The organism is Corynebacterium breve (assembly GCF_030252165.1).
Lineage (GTDB): Bacteria > Actinomycetota > Actinomycetes > Mycobacteriales > Mycobacteriaceae > Corynebacterium > Corynebacterium breve.
Genome location: NZ_CP126969.1, coordinates 775,165 through 793,173, shown reverse-complemented (window position 1 = coordinate 793,173; position 18,009 = coordinate 775,165). Strand labels below are relative to the sequence as shown.

The window sequence follows — 18,009 nt, the reverse complement described above, 5'->3', positions numbered from 1 at the left end:
AGGTAAGTAACAAATTGGCACAACAAACATCGACTCAACTCGGTAGCGGCCTTAAGACCCGTCACCTCACGATGATGGGTCTGGGTTCCGCCATCGGCGCGGGCCTGTTCCTTGGCACTGGAGTGGGCATTCGTGCGGCTGGTCCGGCCGTGCTGATCGCTTATGTCATCGCCGGGATCATCGTTGTCATGGTCATGGAGATGCTCGGCGAAATGGCCGCGGCCCGCCCCTCCTCCGGTTCATTTTCCAGTTACGCTCGCCAGGCCTTCGGTGGCTGGGCAGGCTTCACCTTGGGGTGGCTGTACTGGTTCATGCTGATCATGGTGCTGGGTGCCGAAATGACCGGCGCTGCCGCGATTATGGGTTCGTGGTTCGGCATCGATCCTTGGATCCCAGCGCTTGTCTGTGTGGTGTTCTTCGCTATCGTCAACTTCGCCCGCGTCCGCGGGTTCGGCGAGTTCGAGTTTTGGTTTTCATTTATCAAAGTTGCCGTAATCATCGGCTTCATCCTCATTGGCACCGCCTTGTGGCTGGGTCTTCTTCCTGGCCAGCCATTCATCGGATTTGAAAACATCGCTGAATCGGGCTTCGCCCCCAACGGCATCCCTGGCATCGCTGCAGGACTTCTCGCAGTAGCCTTCGCGTTTGGTGGCATCGAGCTGGTCACCATTGCAGCCGCTGAGTCAGAGAATCCAGCCAAGTCGATCGCTACCGCCGTGCGCAGCGTGATTTGGCGCATCTCGGTGTTCTACATCGGCTCTGTGGCAATCATCATCTTGGTTCTCCCCTACTCGCAGATTGACAGCGCTGAAACTGCGGCCGAGTCGCCGTTTACCCAGGTTCTCTCCATGGCTAATATGCCAGGCGTTGTGGGATTCATGGAGGCCGTTATTGTTCTGGCCCTGCTGTCTGCCTTCAATGCGCAGATTTATGCTTCGTCGCGTATGGCCTTTGACCTCGCCCGTGAGGGGGACGCGCCGAAGATCCTGGGTGTGGCCAACCGCGACAACGTGCCGATCAACTCGGTCGTGCTCTCGATGATCTTCGCGTTCATTTCGGTGGGCCTGCAGTACTGGAATCCCGAAGGCTTGCTGGACTTCCTGCTCAACGCTGTGGGTGGCGTGCTGGTTGTAGTCTGGTTCATGATCGCGCTGAGCTACATCAAGCTGCACCCTGAGCTGAAAGCGAACAACGAAATCACCACGGTTGAGTTCAAGGGCTGGCCTTGGCTGCCGTGGGTGTCGGTGGTGGCGCTTGCGTGCCTTACGCTTCTCATGCTTCTCGACGACTCCGCGCGCTCCCAGATCGTTTCGGTACTGGCTCTGACTGCAGGCTTGGCTATACTGTCCGGAATCACCAGAATTACGGGTAAAAAGGACGCAAAGTAGCCTTCATGATTTCTGCATTTGCACGCGGCATCGCCACTGTCACCTACGACGGAACCGTCCTCGACGTGTGGTATCCAGCACCAAAGCTCAATGAACCGGTTTCTGCAACGGGCACTGAGAGGCTTGAGACGGCGCCTCAGCAGTTTGCCAAGTTGGAGGGGCCAGATGAGGATCGTGGCGTGGCACGCATTCCCGTAGCCACGTCGATCCAAGACTTGTCCAACCCGCCGGTTGATGCTTATGACGCCTACCTCCGCCTGCATCTTCTTTCTCACCGGTTGATCAAGCCACACGAGGCGAATGTCACCGGAATCCACACTCGACTATCTACCGTGGTGTGGACCAACTACGGACCGTGCGCCGTGGCCGACTTCCAGATGGTACGTGGTCGCTTGGCAGGCAAAGGTCCAGTGACTGTCTTCGCGGTGGACAAGTTCCCGCGCATGGTCGATTACGTCGTGCCCGACGATGTCACAATAGGTGATGCTGACCGTGTTCGCCTAGGTGCCTACCTAGCTCCCGGCACCACCGTGATGCACGAGGGATTTGTTAACTTCAACGCAGGTACCCTTGGCGCAGTGACCGTCGAAGGCCGCATTTCCACCGGAGTCGTCGTCGGCGAAGGCACGGAGATTGGTGGCGGCGCATCCATTATGGGCACTCTGCCAGGCAGCAAGGAATCGATTACCATCGGCGCGCGCTGTCTACTGGGCGCCAATGCAGGTGTAGGGATTTCGCTTGGCGACGACTGCGTGGTTGAAGCCGGACTTTACGTCACCTCAGGCACCAAGGTTTCCGTCTTCGGGAAGGCGGCAGAGGCAGTGGGAGTTCCTAGTTCCACGCGCATGCGGGCGTTGGAGCTCTCCGGTGCCTCGAATGTGATGTTCCGTCGTAACTCTGTCACGGGTTCCGTCGAAGTCATGGAGACCCAGGGAGCCATGCGCTAACGCGTGTAGGAACAGGCCCCCCGAGCGCCCATTCCCAACAGATTTCAGTATCTCTGCAGGCGCTCGGGTTGTCACCGCAAATGTGTGCACGGAAATGCGCAAGTGGTTAGACGGAGGGGAAACTCCTACATTGGCTTCTCAGCGGTCACGAAAGTTACTTTGGGCTTGCCAAACGTCCATAGTTTGTTGATCACAAAGTTGACCGGCATGGCCACGATGATGGAAATGGCTTGTGCCCAATACACCTTGGTTCTAAAGCCCGTGGAGTCGTCGAAAATGTCCGCCGGCAAAGCGATCGGGCTCGTTGGATTCATAAGGAGCGTCAGCACCACCAACGACACGAGGTACGCCACGATGCCGGTGGCCAAGAATGGGAAGAAACCACGAAGCCACGAACGCTTTGAGATGCCCCTAAACGTCCAGGAACGGTTTAGCTGGTAGTTCCACGTGTTTGCAACCAAGAATGCGAGGGTAGCGAAGACGTGGTACCAGCGGATGTTGAACTCCGTGCCGAAAAGGTTGAAAAACACGTCGTGCTCGGAGAATCCGGCGCGCCCAAAGCCTTTCTTGGATAAGAAAGTTACCAGCAGGTTGACGATAGTGCCCGATCCACCCACGAGGCCGAACATCACAAACTGACGGACGTTGTTAAGCATGCGCACCACCGATGTGCTGCGAGTCTTTTCGCCATCAGTCGCAGTTGGCGGAGAAACTTCCACAGCCACGAACCGACCCCTCTGATCTATGAATTCACGATTAGTTAACCTAGTCTATCCGGCAGATGCATAAAAGAAGACATTTTCCGGGTTGATCCATCGATGGGATCAGCAAACTCCATAGCTTCTGCCACCAAATGCAACGGTTGAGTAAAGTCATCTAGGTTTAGTGGTCGCTCGTGTGGATACAAGTCATCTCCCACGATCGGCGCCCCAAAATGGGCACACACCACGCGCAGCTGATGCGTGTGACCGGTCACCGGCATCAGCTCCACCACGTTGTCTCCTGCCGCACGCAGCCACGTCGTGGTCATGGTTCCTTGCTTGTCGACGACCACTTTCCTCCCCACTTTCCGCAGCGGAAGATCGACCCTGGCCCAAGAGTCGGCACCTAATGGACCTGTCACTCGCGCTCGGTACCATTTCTTCACGGCGCGCTTGGCGAAAAGCTCTTGGTACGGCCGCCGATGTTCAGGTCGCTTCACTGCTAAAAGGATGCCGGCTGTCGCGCGGTCTAGCCGGTGCACAACAGTGATGTCTTCGCCATAGGTTGCCCGCAGTCGAGTCTGCACAGTCTCTTTCACCAGCCGACCATTCGGGGTGCTGGGCAGAAAATGCGGTTTGTCTACGACCACGAGGCGGTCGTCGTCAAGCAACACTTGGTATTCGAACGGGATGGCGCGCTCGGTGCGGACATTCGGGAATGTCCACGCTGGAACCGGACGTCCAAGAGGCGTACCTGCAGCGAGGCGCTCGCCAGGGGTAAATGGGCTATCGCCGCTGCGTCCGGCGTAGTACTCTCCGGCCGGGACTGCGTCTTTGAGGATGATCTTTCGGGCGACAACACCGCCTCGGGCAGGCGGCCTACCGGTGGGGTTCACTGCAAGCGGGCGACGGCTTCGTCGATACGCTCGTCCGTGGCCGTTAGGGCAATGCGGACGAAGTTCTCGCCCTGTTCACCGTAAAAATCGCCGGGAGCGACGAGGATTCCACGCTCGGCGAACCAATCGACGGTGTCGCGGCAGTTTTCACCACGCGTGACCCACAGGTACAAGCCAGCCTCGGAATGCTCCACGGTGAATCCCGCTGACAGTACCGCGCGCATGAGCTTGGCACGACGCAACGCGTAGATAGCTCGTTGGAGGTCCTCATGCATATCAGAAGTCAGCGCAGCAATCATTGCGTGCTGGATCGGTCCGGGAACCATGAGTCCTGCATGCTTGCGGGCTTCGGTGAGTTCTGCGATGACAGCGGTGTCTCCGGCGAGATATCCTGCGCGGTAGCTCGCCAAGCTCGAAGTCTTCGACAAAGAGTGAATCGCGATAAGCCCTGAGTTGTCGGTGCCGGTAAGTCGCTCGTCGAGAAGCGAAATCGGTTCTTTATCGTCCTCCCATGCGAGGCCCAAGTAGCACTCGTCGGAAGCGACAATGCACCCAGTGTCGCGAGAGAAGTTTACCCAGGCTTGGAGCTCGTCAGCGGTGGCTACCCGACCTGTGGGATTGGACGGTGAATTGATAAATGCCAACGCCGCCCCTTCGACCGGGACATCGGAGCGGATCGGCTCACAACCGGCGATCAGCGCCGCAACCTCATACGTTGGGTAAGCGATCTCTGGGATGATGATTTTCTCGCCGCGAAGACCAAGCAGCGTGGGAAGGAGCGCGATGGCTTCCTTAGTACCGATCACCGGCAAGACGCTTTCTGGGTCTAAACCAGCCATGCGGTAGCGGCGCTCTAGGGCGTCGACGATTGCACCGCGCAGTTCAGGGGAGCCGACGGCGGGCGGGTAACCAGGTTCCGCAGCGGATTCGGCAAGCGCCAACTGGATGGTCGGATCGACGGGATCAACGGGAGTGCCCACGGAAAGATCGACGATACCGCCCGGATGGGCACTCGCCTTTGTTTTTGCGGGTGCCAGCGTATCCCACGGGAAACTGGGCAGAACAGAAGTCAGTGGAATACGTGACACGAAACGCTCGCCCTACTCCTGATTCTGCGGAGGCAGGGCTGCGACGAATGGGTGGTCAAAGTCCTGTGCACCCAGCTTTGCTGCGCCACCTGGGGAGCCCAGCTCATCGAAGAAGCCAACATTAGCATCGTAGTACTCAGCCCACTCGTCAGGGGTGTCATCCTCATAGAAGATAGCTTCTACTGGACACGCAGGTTCACACGCGCCGCAGTCCACGCACTCGTCGGGGTGGATGTACAGCATGCGCTTGCCTTCGTAAATGCAGTCGACTGGACATTCTTCCACGCAGGAACGATCAAGAACATCTACACACGGTTGGGCAATAACGTAAGTCATAAGACTTTCTCAAACTCCTCGACACAAGAACTATTTGGCTGTATGTTACTCGTACTTCCTGGGAAGTACGTCATTTGGTCTTCAGCACCGGCACGATTCCACCAGCTAGACCTGAAAAGAGCAGCAAGACGGTACGAATATTATTGGCCATCAGCATGTCACCTGTGACCTCCACGCCGAACATCAAAAGCACAAACCCTACAATCCACGCCGCAAGTGGGATCAAAGCGACAAAGACGTTGTCTGTCCAAAGTAGCGCCGTGCGAGTGAGCACCATGTTAAAGAAGAAGGCCACCACGATCGTATAGGGAAATGGGAACCCACCAATCCACGTACTCAGGTACACGACTTCCAGCAACAGCGAGAAAATTGCCCCCATCGCCAACCAGGACAGTCCTGTGGTTTGTTCCCCACGCGAGAAGTCGTTGCGCACGACGGAGCGGGACTCTTTCTTGTTGGGCACGTTCCTACTTCTCGATTCCGTACAGAAGTTCAGCACCCTGAGGCAATTCAAGGCCTGCACCCATTTGATAGTGCTCGCGTCGAAGTACTGGCTGGGCGATCAGGTTGGACAAAGCAAACACCGTGCGAGGGCCCGCGCCCCACGCGGCATGTGGGTTAGTCTCCGAAACCGAGCCATCGGCGATCCACAGTTGCGTTGCGTGCGCCCGCATGGCCTCGATTTTGGTGGCATAGGCGATGTCGTCTAGTTCGACCCATGTATCGGCGCTGTCAACCGCTGCCAACTCCCCTGCTTCTGGGGCACGCCAACCGGTTGGGATTGTGGTCGCTGCATCACGATCAAGGTCGGCACGGAGTTGGACTGCCCAGGCAATGCGTGGGACTTCCACCTGCTGGGCCGCAGCGTGGGTGATGTCGTGGGCTTGAATATGGTCCGGGTGGCCGTATCCCCCATCTGGTCCGTAAGTCAAGACCAGATGCGGCCGCTCTGCACGGAAGATCTCCGCAAGTGCCTCAGTCGCCTGCTGACCCGAATTAACAAAGGCCCTCGGGTTGTCATGCGCAGGTGAACCGGCCATCCCGGAATCTCGGAATGCACCGGCGCCGCCCAGGAAAGTGCCACGCGCGCCGAGAATACGAAGTGAACTGGCAAGCTCGGCAATGCGGAAGCCTCCGAGCTGGTCTGCTGCGTCGTTGACCAAGCCTTGGTAGGTCTCCCCGATCACCTCGCCCTCTTCGCCCAATGTGCAGGTGACAACGAGAACGTCTGCTCCACGTCGAGCAAGATCCGCAAGCGTACCGCCGGTCCAGATCGCTTCGTCATCGGGATGGGCGTGTACCGCGATCACACGGTAGCCGGCAAGGTCTCGCTGATTGTGCGCTACTGGAATCATTCTTCCGAGCTCTCCTTTGTGGTTTCTACCGGCTCCGTGGTGTTGGTCTCACCCGCAGCTACAGGATCGGCTAGGGTCCAAATCGCCGCGGAAGCCAATCCCTCGGTCCAATTCTCCAGCTTAGGGTCTGGGCCAACGATGCCGGAGCCTAGGGCTAGCAAGCGCTGCTCGTGGAGGAACGGGACCCACAAGACTTCGCGTTCGACAACCGCATCCACCTGCGCGTGAGCCTCGTCGGTGGAAACGGTTCCGGCGAGAATCTCGTCGGAAAGCACCTCGGTTTCGGGGGTGCAATAGCCCGACAGGTTACCCGAGCGCATGTCAACTTCTTCCGATGGGCAGCGCAATTGGCTGGCAGCATCGAGGGAGTTGGCGGCATTGAAATCCCAGGTAACCACGGCATCAACGTCGCCGGCAGGCAGTTGGTTTCTGGTGATGTCGTTCATATCAGTAGAGACAACTTCAGCGTCCACCCCACGCGCCACCAGCGAATCGACCAAAGAGCGCACGGCCGCGGAGGCCTCTGGGTCCGCGGGGTCGGCCGCAATCCGCAAAGGCCGGTTGGCGGCGATCGTTTCAGGAAGCACCTCAGGTTCCTGGTCGCTGACAGGAGCGGATTCTGCAATCGCAATATCAGTGGAACGTCCCACACTGATGCGGGCGATCAGCGGAACATCGATCAAGGAGCGAAGCTCCACGCGCGCAGCATGTTCTTCAAGAAGCGGCGAGGTCGTCGACAAGCTCAGGCCTAGCGTTCGCGGCGATTGAATCATACGAATCTGCGCCTCCGGAACAAGCTCATAGACGCTTCTGGTGGTCTCTTCGGGGATCATGTCGACAAAGTTGAGTTGCCCCGCACGTAGCTGGTCGGCGCTTTGAGTTGTCGATCGCACTGCTCCCAGATTGACAATGTCGATTTTCGCAGGGTCGGCGCCCCAGAACCTGTCGTTGCGGTTGAGGGTGACCGTGCCCCGACCGCGGTCTACCTTTACCACCATGTAGCGCCCCGCTGACGCTGGAATGTCATCGCGCATTCCCGTCCTGAAGTTCACAGGGTCGGGGCCGATCAAATGCGACGGGACCAGAAACTGAAACAACTCCTGCCACTGGGCCACCGGCTTGGCAAAATCAACATCTACCGTCTTGCCATTGGCGCCACTGACCCGCACAGCACTGATCGCCTCATAGCCGCCTGGGTTCAATACGCCAGGAGTCTGCGTCATCGCCAACCACAAATATTTAAAGTCCGACCCAGTCAGAGGAGTTCCGTCCGACCATTGCGCTGCATCCTGAATCACATAGCGCACCGTCATCGCCGCGTCGGTATACTCCACTACCTCGGCAGATTTCATCACGTCCGTGTTCAGTTCGCCCTGCTCAAAAACACTAGGCAGCACGAGACGGGCCACGGATCGAACCACGGAGGATTCGTCGGCAAGCAAATGCGGATTGAGCCCGTTGCGCAGCGCCTCAACACCCACGGTTACTTCAGAACGTTTCGAAATCGGCTCAGCTTTTTTGCTTGTCGACGACTCATTGGCCGTCGTAGGCTCTGGGCTCGGAGTGACAACTGGAGGTGGGCCAGGGTTAGCAGCACATCCAGCAACAACAGCCCCCGCCGCAAGCAAGGCCGTAGTCACCAAAGTAATGCGTTTTTTCATTACCTTTGTTTTACCACGCTACCGTTCAATCCCCGCGCAAAAATCACTACGGTAACACCCATAACTGGCAAGATAGTCAGAGCTACACGCAAGGTTGTAAGCTCAGAAACCATGCCAATGAGAGGGCTGGCCGTGAGAAAGCCCACTCGCATGAGCCAACTCACCACAGTCAATCCGGTACTTTGCGCTACCCCAGGCAAGCTTGCCGACGCCGCGTATGCGCTCGGGACCAACGTCGCACATCCCCAGCCGACTAGCGCGTACCCCGCGTAAAGGATCCAAGGGTTGGTAGCCAGCACTACTGCCAAGCCGCCCAATGCGATGCATGCCCCTCCAGCCTGCGCGACTGCCACGCGACCGAAACGATTGATGATCAGATCGCCCGCAAACCTGCCAACCATTTGAGCGGCATAAACCACTGCATACGCTGCACCGGCCGCCTGCAAGCTCACCGACGTGAGCACAGCTGCGGACAATGCCGCCCAGTTGTTGCCGATGTCTTCGACCACAGTTCCCGAAAGAGCGACGATCGCAACTGGCAGGGCGATAAGAAACACGCGAGGGGAAAGCTCGCTGGATTTCTCTTCGCCCTTTTCCTCCGCTTCCTCCGCGGACTCGATTGGAGCGGCTTCTTCATTGACGTCCCCCATCATCCACGCTGCGAGGAGGACGAGGAGAATTTCTGCAGCGGCGATCGTCGACAAATGCACTGGGAGGCTGACATCTGAGACAGCGGCTGCCGTGGCAAGCGCGCCTCCAAGTACCGCGCCGAGCGACCAGCATGCGTGGAGCGACGACATGATGGACTTGCCGAGCTCATTTTGCACGCGCACTGCGGCAACGTTTTGGGAAACATCGATGATCGTGTCAAAGATGCCAAACAATAAGAGAAAGAGTGTGAGAACCAGCGCGTTCGGCGAGAAACCCACCGCGACGAGGAGTACGGCGGTGATGAGGGTGCCCACGACCATGGTCGGGCGGGCACCAAATCTTTGCTCAGCCCAGGCCGGCAGAGTCGCAGAAAGCAGCGATCCGATTGCGATCGCGGCGACGATCACACCAAAAAGAGCATCGTTGAGTGCCCACTGGTCCTTCAGAGTGGGATACCACGGAAGGAGCGATGAAATTGCCACACCGTTGGTGGCAAACATCAACGCCACACCAAGTGGACGACGCAACGACGCCCGCATGAACTAGTTGTTCAGGTTCTTCTGTCGGGAACGTGCACGGCCACGTTCGGTCGCGTTGAGGATGACCTTACGCACGCGCATTGCCTCTGGAGCAACCTCGACGCATTCGTCTTCATCACAGAACTCGATCGCTTCGTCAAGCGTCAAGGACTTCGCCTTGTTCAAGGTCACGGTGGTATCCGCGGAAGCAGCACGCATGTTGGTCAGCTTCTTTTCCTTGGTGATGTTCACGTCCATGTCCTCATCGCGGTTGTTCGCGCCGACGACCATGCCCTCGTAAGCCTCAGCACCAGGTTCGACGAAGAACTCGCCACGGTCGGAGAGGTTCATCAATGCGTAGGCGGTGATCTGACCCGAACGGTCTGCTACCAATGAGCCGGTTGGGCGACCCTTGATTTCACCGGCCCATGGGCGAGGCTCGATCGAGTAGGAGTTTGCGATACCCGCACCGTGGGTTTCGGTCATGAAGGTGGTGCGGAAACCAATCAAACCACGCGCAGGGACATCGAACTCCATGCGAACCCAGTCGCCGGCGGCGTTGCCCATTGCGGTCATCTGCCCCTTACGAGCTGCCATGAGCTGGGTGACATTGCCCTGGTACTCGGCCGGGGTGTCGATGATCATGTGCTCGTACGGCTCGTGGAGCTTGCCGTCGATTTCGCGGGTGACCACCTGTGGCTTACCCACGGTGAGCTCGAAGCCTTCGCGACGCATCGTCTCGATCAGAACAGTTAGGGCCATTTCGCCACGGCCCTGGACTTCCCAGGTATCGGGACGCTCAGTAGGCAAAACGCGCAAAGACACGTTACCGATGAGTTCCTGTTCAAGGCGAGCCTTGATCACACGCGCGGTGAGCTTGTCGCCACCGTTGCGGCCAGCCATTGGAGAGGTATTCACGCCGATGGTCATGGACAGCGCCGGCTCGTCGACCTTGATGCGTGGCAGCGGTTCGACGTGCTCAGGGTCGGTGATTGTATCGCCGATCATGATCTCGTCGATACCGGAGATCGCGGCGATGTCGCCAGCGACAACCTCGCCCTCTGCGGGAACGCGCTCGAATCCGACGGTGCGAAGGAGCTCAGCAACCTTGACGTTTTTGACGTGCTGTTCGCCCTCTTCGTCGTAGTGAATCCACGCGACCTGCTGCCCCTTCTTCACCGAGCCGCGGTGCACACGGATCAGTGCGATACGGCCGAGGAAGGAGCTGGAGTCCAAGTTGGTTACCTGTGCCTGGAAAGGGCCCTCGAATTCGGCTGCTGGCTCGGGGATTTCATCGTAGATGACGCTGAACAGTGGCTCCAGATCCTCGTTGTCTGGGAGATTTCCGTTGCCTGGGTTTTCCAGCGCTGCGCGACCTGCACGGCCGGAGGTGTACAAAACTGGCAGATCAAGCAGATTCTCTGCAGCTTCCGCAGCCTCAGGGTCTTCCAGAGAAGCACCGAGCTCGAGGAGCAGATCCTGCGCCTCTTCGACGACTTCGTCGATGCGCGCATCTGGGCGGTCAGTCTTGTTTACACAGATGATAACGGGCTTCTTCGCAGCGAGTGCCTTGCCCAGCACGAAGCGCGTCTGTGGAAGCGGGCCCTCGGAGGCATCGACTAGCAGAACGACACCATCAACCATGGAAAGGCCACGCTCGACCTCGCCACCAAAGTCGGCGTGACCTGGGGTATCAATGACGTTGATGACCAAATCGCGACCGTCTTTGCCCTTACCTGGGCGACGAATCGCGGTGTTTTTGGCCAAAATGGTGATGCCTTTTTCGCGCTCTAGATCACCGGAGTCCATGACGCGGTCGGCAACTTCGCCATGGTCGCCAAAAACGCCGGACTGCTCCAGCAAGGAATTGACAAGAGTGGTCTTGCCGTGGTCGACGTGGGCGACGATTGCAACGTTACGGAACTCGGGATACGACACGAAGAGTGCTCCTCTACTTCAGGGGTGTCTGTTTAACGGTTAAACCCTACTCGGTCAATCGCATATCTGCATGATCGAGGTCTTACCGGCGTGTGAGATGTCACTTTTAGTTCCATTGCGCAAAACCGTTCGGCTAACGGTACGGTTTTGCGCAATGCTCGATTTGCACCCGTCTACTAACCCACCAATCAAAACTAGTGAGAGCAACAAAAACACTTGACTGCGTTACAATTGTGACTATTGTTATCTATTGTTACTGTAGTTTATCGTCGGTCGCATTTGCCAATGTGCCTACAGTCCGCCCTTAAACATGCCCCAATACGTGAGGATCTCTACCCGTGCGTTTCCCCTCCGCAGCCCGCAAGCTTTGCACCGCCACTCTGGCAACAGTGGTCACCGTCGCCACGTTTACTAGCACCGCAAATGCCCAGCCAGTGTTGTCGGTCCCTGGATTCGACCTAAAGGCACTCACCTCGTCCTACCTCGATGAGCTAGGACGCCCCAACGATCACACTGTCTCCTCTGTAAACGACTTCGCAGACCAGCCTTACGTACCCAATGACGTAGCCAATGCGTTGCGTACCGCGGTCGCGTTTTTCTCCGGTGCAGGCGGCGAACTAGGCGGACCACCACTTCCCGACGACGCCCCTGCTTTTACGCAGTTCTACTGGCCAACGGTGTCGAGCAATTGCATGGGCAGTGGCCTCCATTCAACGGCTAGTGTCATCGCTGTTCCCGGCCCCGCCTCCAGCCCTGCACCCGCACCGAGCGAAGGACAGGCAACTTTCGTCTTTACCGCATTGGGCACCCCACCTGCTGCGGAGCAACAAGACGGCATGAAAGCCTACTGGCTCAACACTTCAACCCTGGCGACCGGTGTAACGCCATTAGATAACAATGGGATAAACCCAGCAGGACCAACAACACTCTCCGGAGTGGCGTCAACCGGTTCTGGCACGGTAATCGCAGTAGTCAGCGGAACCGCGCACACACAAGAGAATTCATGTTCTTTCGCACCGACCGCCGCTATGTTTAACGTGAGGTAACAATGAGCGCAGACCTACACCCTGTGAAGCAGGAAACCTTTGACACGACGTCAAAGACGAACACTGATCCAAAGGGATACCTGCGCGAAGTCGATACCTTCCACGTCACTGACTTCGGCCTATACATGGCCCGCGGTGCAAATCATCCGCGGTTTGGATACCTCGAGAGCTGGCTACTACCTCGGCTTGGTCTGCGCGCCAATATCTTCCACTTTCGCGAAGGCATCAACGAGGAGCAGGATTATTACTTCGATGTCGCCGACATCAACGTCGAAGGCAAAGTCTGGTCAACTCGCGACCTATACGTTGACCTAGTTTCCAATACGGGTGAACCGATCGATGTGCTCGATATCGACGAACTCGCAGCAGCTACTTCCGCGGGGCTGATTACCGCCGAAGAAGCCGAGCGCGCAATCGACACCACGCTCACCGCCGTCGAAGGCATCACCCGCCACGACGACGACGCAATGGAATGGTTGAAAACCCTCGGCATTGATTTGACCTGGGCAGACGAGGTTCAGCTCGCTCCCATTGGTTAAGCTAAACCCCATGAGCACGATCTATCACAATCCGCAGTGTTCCACCTCTCGCAATGCATTGAAAATGCTCCACGAGCACGGCGAAGAGCCGACAGTGGTGAAGTATTTGGAAACGCCACCGTCGAAAAGCGAACTCAAGCAGCTTATCAACGACGCAGGCCTCTCCGTCCACGACGCAATCCGCACGCGCGAGGCGGAGTACAAAGAGCTCGGTTTATCCAAGGACTTGACGGACGACGAGCTCCTCGACGCGATGGTGGCACACCCGCGACTGATTCAGCGACCAATTGTTGTTACCGACAAGGGCGTGAGGATTCCTCGTCCAATGGAGCTTTTGAGCGAGATCCTCTAGCTACCACTGCATCACGAGGTCGGGCTGGACAGGAACCTCAGACGCGTAGAGCTCCCTTTCTTGCGCGGCCCACATGTCCCAAAACTCGGCATAACCAGGGTCTCGCTCTAAGGCGCGGCGTTTCCGCTGCTCATACGGGGCTGTAATCCGCACGGTGAGCACCTCGCCAAGGCGCTTCGCAGCCGCTACGGATGCCTGCGTGAGCGCCCCAACGCCTTCCACAATCAGGTCCGCGTTAGGATCGAGCGCCACCCATTCGGCGGGTTCGTCCTTTACCCAGTCCCACCGCGTGTACCCGGGACTTGTTGGGTGCAAGACATCCTCGACGACCATGTGGGCTGCCTCTTTCAAACCGGACCAACCTGGGTAGAAGTCGTCGAGATGCACTACTCGAATCCCACACTCCTCCCCTAGTTGATTGGCAAACGTTGTCTTGCCAGATCCGGAGGGACCGTCGACAAGAATAATTGTGCGCGAGGTTTTCATGACTAAAGGGCCCCAAGGAATGCAAAATGCCCGGTATAGATCGCAACGCCAAGCGCCACGGCAGCGCCCAGTGCGCACACGGCAAGGACGATAAAGTCGCGCCCGACCAGTCGGGACTCGCGCGCCCAAGTCCGGTGGCCCGAGCGAGCGAACCCACGCGCCTCCATGGCGGTAGCGAGTTTTGAGGCGCGCCTCAAACTCATCACCAACAATCCGAATGCCAATGAGAACCAATAGCGCACTCGGTTGGTGTCAGCTAGGCCACGGGATCTGCGAGAACTCCGCATGGCTTCGACATCGTCGCGAAGCAAAGTCAGCATGCGCAAAGCTGCCACAGTGCCAAGGACAAACTTGGCGGGCAAACGCAGTACCTGAGCCAGACCGTCGCCAAGATCTGTCGGGTCAACATCCACTGATAGCAGCACGACCGGAAGGCCTACCGCGAGCACACGAAGAGAGATCGCCCCAGCCAACGAGAGCGAATTATCCGTCACGTGGGCAAGTAGAAACTCAAAATGTGTCTCACCGCCCGGCTTGCCATAAAGCGCCATAGGGATTCCTGCCAAGGGGGCCGCAAGAAATATCGGCCAGCCGCGTTTGAGCAATCGGCCGTATCCGACTCCACACAAGGGCGCTGCGACGACGATAAGCACCAGCGCGACCGTCGCAGAGACCCAGTCGAGGGTAAACAGCAAAGGGGAGGTGAAAATCATCACCCCCAACAATCTGGTCACCGGGTTGATGTCTTTCAGCAGATTCATCGCAGCACCACCTGGTGATCGCCAAGAGATGCGACGAAGTGTTCGTCGTGAGTAATGGACATGACGGTCACGCCTTGGTCGGTCAGCTCTCGAATCAGATGCACTAACTCGGTAAAAGTTTGTGTGTCCTGTCCGAATGTCGGCTCGTCGAGTACCACGAACCGTGGTGCGTTGACGAGAGCCGTCACTACAGAGAGGCGCCGCTTCTCACCGCCCGACAGAGTGAACGGGTTCGCTTGCAGTAGATGCGTGAGTCGTAACCGCTCTGCCAACTCGTCCTGGCGCGCCTGCGATGCTCCCGACACCGCGAGTTCTTCGGCCACCGTGCGCATCAGAAACTGGTGTTCAGGATCCTGAAACACGTACCCGACGCGCCGAGCCAAGTCCTGGGATTTCCACTTGTGGGGCTCGTTGCGTAATCCTTGGCGCAATTCATCTGAGTAGTACAACTCCCCGGCATGCGGAGGTGTCAAACCTGCGAGTGCCGCGGCAATCGTGGTCTTCCCTGACCCATTTGGGCCGGTGAGCACTGTGGAGTGGCCTTGGGGAAGCTCAAAGGTACGCGCCGGCCCCCAATACGGCCGAAGCTCGCGCGCTCCGACCTCGATGGAGGTACCCGGTGCAATGTCCTTGCGAGGGGGCAGCTGCGGAATCGTGGGCAACTCATCGGTGGTGATTTCAGCGATACCGTCGTGTTCTAAGTGCAACAGCTTATCGACGATCGGCAGCCACGGTTTCGGGTTGTGCTCCACGACGATCAGCGTGGCCCCAGTGCTCTCACACACGCGACGGATCGAGTCGACGACGTCGAGCGTACCTGCTGGGTCAAGGTTTGCGGTAGGTTCGTCCAAAATGATGATGTCCGCACCCATCGCCAAAACTCCAGCGAGAGCATGGCGCTGTTTCTGCCCACCAGAAAGTCGGGCAGTCGAATGATCAAGTGGCACCCGTAGACCAACCATGTCAAGCGCGTGGGTCACACGAGGCCAGATTTCTTCGCGCGGAACTCCGAGATTTTCGCAGCCGAATGCGACATCATCGCCCACCCGCGTAGAGATCACCTGACTGTCGGGGTCCTGCAGGACCATGCCGATGGAGCCGTTGACGGTGATTTCACCTGTGTGGGTGCCATCTTCTTCGTCGTGAAGCAAACCGGCGATGAGGTGCAAGAGGGTCGATTTCCCGGTGCCAGAATCTCCTGTGATGAGTACTCGCTGTCCTCGATCCACGGAAAAGGTGACGTTGGTAAAAGCGGGGTCGGGCCGAACCGCGTGGTGGTAGCTTAAGCCCCGCGCTTCGAGGGCTTTGGTCACTTAGTCTTACCTGCTGCAAACCGATCCAGTGCGCCGGTGCGAGCCAGGGCTTTGACCAGGAGATGAGCCAGAAGTCCGGCCAGCAGCGCACCAGAGATTACTAGGCAGGAAAGGTAGATGGCGTTGAACTCGACCGTCTTTGCCAGGTTAGCGCTGGTGAACAGCTCAAGGATGAATGCTCCGACACCTGCACCAACTCCTGCGAGCATGGCGACGGGAAGGGTGAATCGTCGATAAGCAAAGGCGAGGAAGACAAGTTCTGCGCCAAGACCTTGGGCGATCCCGGAGTACAGGGTTTCAGGGCCCCACTGGCTACCCAGAACCGCGGAGACAGCAGCTGCAACGACCTCGACGAACAAGGCCGCGCCAGGTTTACGGATAATCAGCCCACCCAGAACGCCACCGATCAGCCAAATACCGACGACAAGGCCACCGAAGCCAGGGGTCAATGCGTCCAAAGCGGTGAAGCCGGCATAGCCGACAGAGTTCCATAGCCAGAAAATGAGTCCACAAGCAACTGCGAGGACAGGTGCAGTGACAACATCGATGACGCGCCAACGAGAATTCATTTGTTTCCTTCCTATCGCCGGTACTAACCGGATCAGGTTCAACGGTCCGCCTACTCGGCATCTCAGCCCCTCTCTTTCGGGGCACCCGTGGTGTTCTTCTACTTAAGCATGAAGTGGCACGCGTTCAAAGTTGCGGGCACTATTTCTGCTCAACATCTGCAATTGTGAAGTGAGCTTCCTCGCCACCTGTGCGAGTCCATTTCACTTCCAATGCGTCTTTCGCACCGAAGCGAATGAGATGGACTGCAACAACGCGCTCTAAGCGAATCACGGTCTCTGTCTCACCGTCGAGGCTGAGCATCAAGACGTTGTCTCCTGCGATCATGTCGCAAGTAACTGCTGGAAGATCGTCTGCATTCGACGGGAAAGTTAGATGCCCGCGCTGGGCCTCTGCGTCCCATTGTGAGTCGATCTTCTTGCCAAAGTGCGACGCTAGCTGCTTGCCATAGCGCCCCGGGCGGTCAGTTCGCACCCGTGCGGTCGAAGTAATTGTCTCACTCATGGTTCGACAGCCTAGCGGAACTTTTCCTCTAAGAGGTGAAAGACAAGGTCACACAGCGGAGTCGCAACGCCTCCCCTGCGTCCTTCTCGGGTAATCGCACCGATCTGCGCATCGAGCTCACCAGGGATTCCCGCAGCTATATCGCGTTGCATCGAGGTTGTGGACTCCGCCGGCATCGCGTCTCCAAACGCGAGTGTGCGTTGCACAACATTACCGGAGAGCGGAACACCGACGCCTCGCCCTGCTTCCGCAACCTCGTGCATCATCGCTTCCAGAGTTCCACGCCACGGCTCAGATCGCAGTGCTCCCAACGCATGCCCCGTTGCCGCGCCTAGCGCACCCGTCGTGGTGACAAACATCGCTTTCTCCCACACATCGACAAAGATGTCGTCGCGCACGGTCGCGTCAATACCTGCGGATTGGAGAACAGTGGCCAGCTCGTCGACAAGCAAATTCTCAGCGCCGTCCCACGTACCAAAGTCATAGGAGCACGGCCCGCCATGAAATTCCACCGCACCGGGTCCCACGTGGTGGAAGTAGCCGCGCACCACTCCGGGCAAAGTACGCTCCTTGCCGACAACCTGAGCCACTCGCAACGGTGCCTCCACCGAATTTTGAGTCGTTGCAACCAGGGAATTGGGGTCTAAGCCCGCAAGAATGTCTTCCATCGGCTGACCTGTGGACTTCATTGCCAAAATAACGACATCCGGCCTTTCCACTTGGCTGATGTGACCAAAAACAGGGACCGGTATTGGGGTCTCACTGTTCACCAGCAACCCGCGGCGTCGTACCGCTTCGAGAGTCTCGCCACGTGCGACAACGGCAATATCGTGTCCCGCTTTGAGCAAGTTTCCCGCATACCAAGCGCCGATGGCGCCAGCCCCAATGATCGCGATTTTCATACTTGCCATCCTACGATTTTCACCGTGGGCGAGTAGACTTCCCCCACGGTGCCGATAAGC

Annotated in this window: 20 protein-coding genes and 1 riboswitch; of the genes, 5 read left to right on the top strand and 15 right to left on the bottom strand. The window is 57.9% G+C overall.

The features are described from left to right. The first annotated feature begins 14 nt into the window (after window positions 1–14). Window positions 15–1,388, top strand: coding sequence for an amino acid permease (locus tag QP027_RS03980; RefSeq protein WP_284826173.1), 1,374 nt, complete (start codon window positions 15–17; stop codon window positions 1,386–1,388). 5 nt (window positions 1,389–1,393) lie between these two features. Next, window positions 1,394–2,335, top strand: a complete 942-nt coding sequence (dapD, locus tag QP027_RS03975) for a 2,3,4,5-tetrahydropyridine-2,6-dicarboxylate N-succinyltransferase (protein WP_284826171.1) — start codon at window positions 1,394–1,396, stop codon at window positions 2,333–2,335. Between the two features lie 125 nt (window positions 2,336–2,460). Here dapD and QP027_RS03970 read toward each other — a convergent pair whose 3' ends face one another. The 9 genes from QP027_RS03970 to typA all read right to left on the bottom strand — a co-directional run bounded on the left by QP027_RS03970 (window position 2,461) and on the right by typA (window position 11,479). After that, entirely contained in the window at window positions 2,461–2,991 is a 531-nt protein-coding gene (locus QP027_RS03970; protein ID WP_284826911.1) for a GtrA family protein, read from the bottom strand. A 104-nt stretch (window positions 2,992–3,095) separates the two neighbouring features. Continuing rightward, on the bottom strand, window positions 3,096–3,932 hold the full coding sequence (locus tag QP027_RS03965) for a pseudouridine synthase (RefSeq protein WP_284826169.1): 837 nt from the start codon (window positions 3,930–3,932) through the stop codon (window positions 3,096–3,098). After that, complete coding sequence (gene dapC, locus QP027_RS03960; protein WP_284826168.1) at window positions 3,929–5,020, bottom strand: succinyldiaminopimelate transaminase; 1,092 nt, start codon at window positions 5,018–5,020, stop codon at window positions 3,929–3,931. Before dapC ends, QP027_RS03965 begins: the two co-directional genes overlap by 4 nt. A 12-nt stretch (window positions 5,021–5,032) precedes the next feature. Beyond that, window positions 5,033–5,356, bottom strand: a complete 324-nt coding sequence (fdxA, locus tag QP027_RS03955; RefSeq protein ID WP_284826166.1) for a ferredoxin — start codon at window positions 5,354–5,356, stop codon at window positions 5,033–5,035. Window positions 5,357–5,426: 70 nt separating this feature from the next. Next, on the bottom strand, window positions 5,427–5,819 hold the full coding sequence (locus QP027_RS03950; RefSeq protein ID WP_432418609.1) for a hypothetical protein: 393 nt from the start codon (window positions 5,817–5,819) through the stop codon (window positions 5,427–5,429). Between the two features lie 4 nt (window positions 5,820–5,823). Then, a complete protein-coding gene (mshB, locus tag QP027_RS03945; protein WP_284826164.1) occupies window positions 5,824–6,711 on the bottom strand; it encodes an N-acetyl-1-D-myo-inositol-2-amino-2-deoxy-alpha-D-glucopyranoside deacetylase in 888 nt (295 codons plus the stop codon). After that, window positions 6,708–8,372 carry an ABC transporter family substrate-binding protein gene (locus tag QP027_RS03940; RefSeq protein ID WP_284826162.1) on the bottom strand — a complete coding sequence of 555 codons (1,665 nt, stop codon included), beginning with the start codon at window positions 8,370–8,372 and terminating at the stop codon, window positions 6,708–6,710. The genes mshB and QP027_RS03940 overlap by 4 nt, the downstream gene beginning before the upstream one ends. Beyond that, window positions 8,372–9,562, bottom strand: a complete 1,191-nt coding sequence (locus tag QP027_RS03935; protein WP_284826161.1) for an MFS transporter — start codon at window positions 9,560–9,562, stop codon at window positions 8,372–8,374. The genes QP027_RS03940 and QP027_RS03935 overlap by 1 nt, the downstream gene beginning before the upstream one ends. 3 nt (window positions 9,563–9,565) lie before the next feature. Then, a complete protein-coding gene (typA, locus tag QP027_RS03930) occupies window positions 9,566–11,479 on the bottom strand; it encodes a translational GTPase TypA (RefSeq protein ID WP_284826159.1) in 1,914 nt (637 codons plus the stop codon). Window positions 11,480–11,817: 338 nt separating this feature from the next. Between typA and QP027_RS03925 the strand changes: the two genes are divergently transcribed. The 3 genes from QP027_RS03925 to arsC are packed head-to-tail and all read left to right on the top strand — an operon-like array spanning window position 11,818 to window position 13,416. Then, window positions 11,818–12,525: an Rv1157c family protein gene (locus QP027_RS03925; protein ID WP_284826158.1), complete on the top strand. Its 708-nt coding sequence runs from the start codon at window positions 11,818–11,820 to the stop codon at window positions 12,523–12,525. A gap of 2 nt (window positions 12,526–12,527) precedes the next feature. Beyond that, the gene (locus tag QP027_RS03920; protein WP_284826156.1) at window positions 12,528–13,064 is read left to right on the top strand and encodes a ribonuclease FAU-1 family protein; all 537 of its coding nucleotides are present in this window, start codon (window positions 12,528–12,530) and stop codon (window positions 13,062–13,064) included. A gap of 10 nt (window positions 13,065–13,074) precedes the next feature. Further along, window positions 13,075–13,416, top strand: a complete 342-nt coding sequence (gene arsC, locus QP027_RS03915) for an arsenate reductase (glutaredoxin) (RefSeq protein ID WP_284826154.1) — start codon at window positions 13,075–13,077, stop codon at window positions 13,414–13,416. On the opposite strand, the gene QP027_RS03910 is transcribed toward arsC, so the two are convergent. The 6 genes from QP027_RS03910 to QP027_RS03885 form a co-directional block, all read right to left on the bottom strand. Next, window positions 13,417–13,902, bottom strand: a complete 486-nt coding sequence (locus tag QP027_RS03910) for an AAA family ATPase (protein WP_284826151.1) — start codon at window positions 13,900–13,902, stop codon at window positions 13,417–13,419. Window positions 13,903–13,904: 2 nt separating this feature from the next. Continuing rightward, a complete protein-coding gene (locus QP027_RS03905) occupies window positions 13,905–14,663 on the bottom strand; it encodes an energy-coupling factor transporter transmembrane component T family protein (protein ID WP_284826149.1) in 759 nt (252 codons plus the stop codon). After that, window positions 14,660–15,976, bottom strand: a complete 1,317-nt coding sequence (locus QP027_RS03900; RefSeq protein ID WP_284826148.1) for an ABC transporter ATP-binding protein — start codon at window positions 15,974–15,976, stop codon at window positions 14,660–14,662. Before QP027_RS03900 ends, QP027_RS03905 begins: the two co-directional genes overlap by 4 nt. Further along, window positions 15,973–16,545, bottom strand: a complete 573-nt coding sequence (locus QP027_RS03895) for an ECF transporter S component (RefSeq protein ID WP_284826147.1) — start codon at window positions 16,543–16,545, stop codon at window positions 15,973–15,975. The genes QP027_RS03900 and QP027_RS03895 overlap by 4 nt, the downstream gene beginning before the upstream one ends. After that, window positions 16,537–16,644, bottom strand: a riboswitch (TPP riboswitch). It overlaps the preceding gene by 9 nt. A gap of 40 nt (window positions 16,645–16,684) precedes the next feature. Continuing rightward, window positions 16,685–17,047, bottom strand: a complete 363-nt coding sequence (locus tag QP027_RS03890; protein WP_284826145.1) for a DUF2218 domain-containing protein — start codon at window positions 17,045–17,047, stop codon at window positions 16,685–16,687. Between the two features lie 11 nt (window positions 17,048–17,058). Next, a complete protein-coding gene (locus tag QP027_RS03885; protein ID WP_284826142.1) occupies window positions 17,059–17,949 on the bottom strand; it encodes a 2-dehydropantoate 2-reductase in 891 nt (296 codons plus the stop codon). Window positions 17,950–18,009: the final 60 nt, after the last annotated feature.